Origin of the sequence: Tepidanaerobacter sp. GT38 (assembly GCF_021991635.1) — a bacterium.
GTDB lineage: Bacteria > Bacillota > Thermosediminibacteria > Thermosediminibacterales > Tepidanaerobacteraceae > DTU063.
Window position 1 is genome coordinate 1 of sequence record NZ_JAFFJA010000102.1, and the last position, 4,852, is coordinate 4,852.

A 4,852-nucleotide genomic window follows, 5' to 3' on the forward strand; every position below is an offset into this window, starting at 1 on the left:
GACATTTTACCGCAGGACTTAGTTTGATTCATTAAGTTCACCAAAGAAATCTCTTATAGAATTTTTCCCCACATTATACGCTATTTGTTTCAGCTCACAAATATCTTGAACGCTATCTTTCCTCAATAAAACTTCTAAAAGCATGGGCAAGTTAACGCCGGATATTATTTCTACTTTTGTTTTTAGTTTCAGATTTTTGCATATCTGAGTTATTACATTAAATGGTGTTCCGCCAAAAATATCAGTTAAAATTAATATATTTGTATCCTTAACATCGGAAATTAGTTTTTCTAATTCACTTTTGTACTTCATCAGTTCAGTATCGGGATACAGGCCAACGGCAATTACATTATCTGTAGAAGCGAAAAGCCTTGCGGTATTTACCAGTTCTCTAGCTAAATTCCCATGGGTGGATATTATTATTTTGTTCAATATACTTCCCCTCCTTCTACATATCTTAGAATAATTTCAATCATTTTTCCTTGCACATATCATGCCAAAATAAGTGCTGTTATAACTTCCCTTTTAAATTCGACCTTTTTGATACACTAAATTAAGTGTGTTATTTTGTGTTAAATTAAATCAGAGTCGATAACACTAGTGTTAATGTAAAAAAAAAGAGAGTCAATCTCTCTTAAACATTTAAATTAATTTAATTCCCTTTTATATAATTCAAGTATTCTATCAAATAGCAAAGTTCTCCTTCGGGGATTTCTATTCCAAAATACTGTTCTACTAAATTCATCGACACCTTTAGTGCAGCGTATATTTCTTGATTATTGTTGACCAAATCCTCACTTTCGTCGTAAATAAATGCATCATTTCTAAAACATCTTTCTATCATATAAGAGCAATGCAGGATATAGCCAATTTTCGCTTTTATATAATTTTCTTTTGATATAAAACATTCAATTTCCTTGAAAGATTCGCTTAATACTTTATACGCCTTTACCGGATTTAAAAATGATAATCCGTCACTTAATATATTGACTACTATACCCACATTTGACTCATCATCGCTTTCAGAAAAGACTCTATTTCCCGCAATTAGCCTTGTCAATCTTTTCATACCATCGCCCAGGATAAATTCGTCAATGGGAATATACGGCACATTCTTTAATCCCAGATCCACCGTTCCTACCACCGCTATTATGTCTTTGTCCAAAATATCATTATCCAATCTCCAGCGGCTCATAGGCAAAACCTCAATGTTTTTTTCTTTAATGATAGGCATTGATGTTTTAATCATCTCTGCTATTTTAACAGCTGCACTATCGCCCGTAATACATGAAGCAATAATTAGGCTTTCTGTTTTACTGTTGGTATCTTCATAGTTTACTTCCATATGGGCTCTGCCCAGGTAGGGGTTTGCTTTTTCCAAGCTCAAAACCAAGTCGTCTAAGGTCATATCCGATAGCATGCTTTTCCTCGCAGCTTCCAGAACCATGGGAGTTGACACCATTTCTATAGATTTTACTGGTATTCCCGTCTGCTTTGTTATAATCTCAGCAAAGGTCATCAAAGACCCCATATCCACCATCAGCAAAACGCCTTTGCCTTCATTTACCTTTTTAACAAGATTTATAGTACGGTTTAAGGTGTTGCTTACCTTTTCAGTAAGGGGCATATCTATTCCGTAACAATTATTATTGCCCATCAGCGAATTGGCTACTTCTGCTAAACTTGTAGCGGTAGAATTGCCATGGCAAATTATAATAATGGGAATAATCTTCCGATTCGACTGTTGGCTACTGACAGATTGTATAATCATTGCAATAAGATATACTTCATTCTTTGGTATATTAACGTCTAACCTCTCAATTATAAATTTATATATAAAGCTAGCTATTTCTAAAATTCTGTCATCATCTATAGAATTATAACTAATATCCCGTCTATACGCGTTCCCATTTTTGATATTTTCCAGTAATGCGCCAATGTGCATTGCCAAGGCTATAATCAATCTTCTAGTATAAAAAAACGTATTTCTTTTGCTTGCTTCTTCTAAAGCTCGTTTTACCACTTCATATATTTTTCTATCAACTATTTTAAATATATCATCGTCATTGATTTTTTTATAAAATATAGTTTTAGCAAATATGTCCTTAAAATATATATTTATGTCCCGTAAAATAAATCTATTTATTTCCTCCGGAGCGTAGCCCAGTGCCGCATAATTGGCATAATTATTTTCAATTTTGGTATACAGATTATAAGAGAGAGCGTTTTCATTATAATTCTCTTCGGAGATAGAATTGTAGACGATGTAATCATCTTTGCTTTTAAAATAGTTATTAAAAATATCATTAAGAAGCTCTCTCTTATCGTCAATATTTAAAAGGCTCTCTTTTAAGTCCTTTGATAATGAATGAATATCAATTAATATATCGTCAGTTTTCATAGTCTTATAATTAAGAAATCCTTTAGCGCAAAGTAATTGGATTTCTCCTTTTAGCTGACCGATATTCATATTACATTTATAATTAAGCAGTGAATAAAAAACATATCTTTCTACTCTCACTGGTATGCTTAAAATTTTGGCTTCTGTTTTTAAAAAGTAATCTATAAGCTCCAGTTTTTCTTCCAACGACCTTTCTTGTAGGGAAGGTAATTGGATTACCATAGGCACTCTTCTGATAAAAGTTTTCAAAAGGACCGAATTGATGTTTTCCGTTGTCGCACAAATAATGAAAACCTTTGCCTTTCTTAATGTTTCAGTTTCCCCCATTTTCCTGTATTTGCCCTTGTCCATCAGTAAAAAAAGCATTTCCTGACCTTCAGGCGGAAGTCTATGTACCTCATCTAAAAAGAGTACCCCTCCGTCGGCCTTTTCAACAAGACCTACCTTTTCCTCATTAGCCCCAGTAAATGCACCTTTTACGTGTCCAAAAAGCATACTTAGAAGCATATTGGGATTATCGGCATACTCAGAACAATTAAAGTAAATCATCTCAGCGTCCTTTTTCAAGATCCCATTTTCAAACGCAAACTTGAACATCAGCTCAGCAAAAGTGCTTTTGCCTACACCCGTTTCCCCTATTAGCAGCGTGTTCAATCCCGACGGTGGATAAAGCAAGGCGGCTTTTGCCTGTTCTATTGCGTTTTTCAAAGATTTGTCGTGTCCAATAAGCGTCGCAAAAACATCATCATTTTTATTAATATCGTTTTCTTTTTTAGTCTCTTTACCGTATTCTTTAAGTGTACTGAGAACTTTACTAGTGCTTATATCATTTAAATTATACAAACTAATAAACTTTTCTCTGTCGAAAAAAAAGACGGGTTTGCCCTTTACCTTAATCAGCTTTTTCTCTACAAACAGGGAATTTAGATCCTTACAAACATTGCTCCTGTGAACAGACACCTTATCAGCCACTTCACTTGCAGTAAAACCATTAAAGCCTCTTTCTATATCTGATTTTGAAATGTTTTTGCACATATCTTTTAATGCATTATAAATCCTGTCCTTCCTGTACATGGTATCATCCTTTTGTAAAAATGTTTTGACTTAAAGAATCATGATGACCATTATCACAATTCCATATCCAATATTGTCTCCCACCTCCACAAAACAGTTATCATAATACTGTCGCGTCATCATATTTGCAGAAGTCTGTTTGTAATTCATATTCGCTAAATTCCCTAGAAAACCTCCTTGAAATAATTCAAAGCGGCTTAGGGAAAAAGCCCTAAGCCGCAATATTTTACATTCTCTAACTCAACTAAAGCTTTCAGGTATTTTTTATATCTTTATAACTCTGAAGCAGCTTCCTCATCTATAATTATTGTTGAATCAGGGTGAATAAGCAAAAAGGATGCTGGATTTTGGGTTGTAACGACACCGCCTTTTATAAGTTTGGCAATGATTGGAGCTTTATTTTTGCCGTTGGCAAGCAACAAAATCTTTTTGGCCTTCATTATTGAACCAAGACCCATAGTTATGGCTTTTGTTGGGACCTGGTCTATAGATTCAAAAAATCTTGAATTGGCTTTAATCGTATCCTCTGTGAGATCAGTAAGATGTGTCCCCACAACCAGTTCATCAGCCGGTTCGTTAAAACCAATGTGGCCGTTGACTCCGATACCTAGTAATTGGATATCTATGCCGCCGAATTTCTCTATCTGGATATCATATTCTTTGCAATAATTTTCAACATCTTTTACTGTGCCATCAGGAATATGGATATTTTCTCTTTTTATATTTATTTTATTAAATAGATTTTCGAACATAAAGTAATTGTAACTTTGAGGATTATCAGGAGTTAAACCATAATATTCATCTAGATTAAAGGACACTACTTGTGAAAAATCCAAACCTTCTTCCTTGTGCATTCGAATGAGTTCTTCATACGTGCCCATGGGAGTGCTTCCAGTTGCAAGGCCAAGCACCAAATTAGGCTTTTTGCGAATCTCATCCGCAAAAATTTGAGCAGCTTTCTTACTCATTGCTAAATAATCCTTTTCAATAAACAGCTGCATTAATATTTACCTCCTGTCAATTTAGAATATCCAAAAATAATTATACCACTACTAAAAACCGTTGTATATTTTTCTTTAATTGCATTAAAGAAAAATATGAACTAAAAAGGAGGCACTTTTTAAGTCTGACACTTTGGGAATTATCTGTTCATTTCGCTCTCCACTCCGTCTTTTTTGTGACTCTTAATTATCTGTTCGATCTCTTTAAAATCACAGGCAGGCAGATCACCTGGCACAGTGTTTTTTAAAGCTGCCATGGCATTACCAAACTCAAGTGCTTTTTGCAAACAGTTATATTTTAGTATTCCAAAAAGCACTCCTGCAACATACGCATCCCCACTACCTATTCTATCTACAACTTCTATGTCTTCATAGG

At 34.3% G+C, this 4,852-nt stretch carries 4 protein-coding genes; all 4 read right to left on the reverse strand.

The genetic code is table 11. The features are described from left to right. Positions 1-18 precede the first annotated feature (18 nt). Positions 19-432, reverse strand: coding sequence for a PTS sugar transporter subunit IIA (locus JT739_RS11560; RefSeq protein WP_237661282.1), 414 nt, complete (start codon positions 430-432; stop codon positions 19-21). Positions 433-652: 220 nt separating this feature from the next. Then, positions 653-3,475: a sigma 54-interacting transcriptional regulator gene (locus JT739_RS11565; RefSeq protein WP_237661283.1), complete on the reverse strand. Its 2,823-nt coding sequence runs from the start codon at positions 3,473-3,475 to the stop codon at positions 653-655. A gap of 272 nt (positions 3,476-3,747) precedes the next feature. Then, entirely contained in the window at positions 3,748-4,476 is a 729-nt protein-coding gene (nagB, locus tag JT739_RS11570) for a glucosamine-6-phosphate deaminase (protein ID WP_237661284.1), read from the reverse strand. A gap of 140 nt (positions 4,477-4,616) precedes the next feature. Continuing rightward, the coding region (locus tag JT739_RS11575; RefSeq protein WP_237661285.1) for a PfkB family carbohydrate kinase at positions 4,617-4,852 on the reverse strand (236 nt) is incomplete at its 5' end.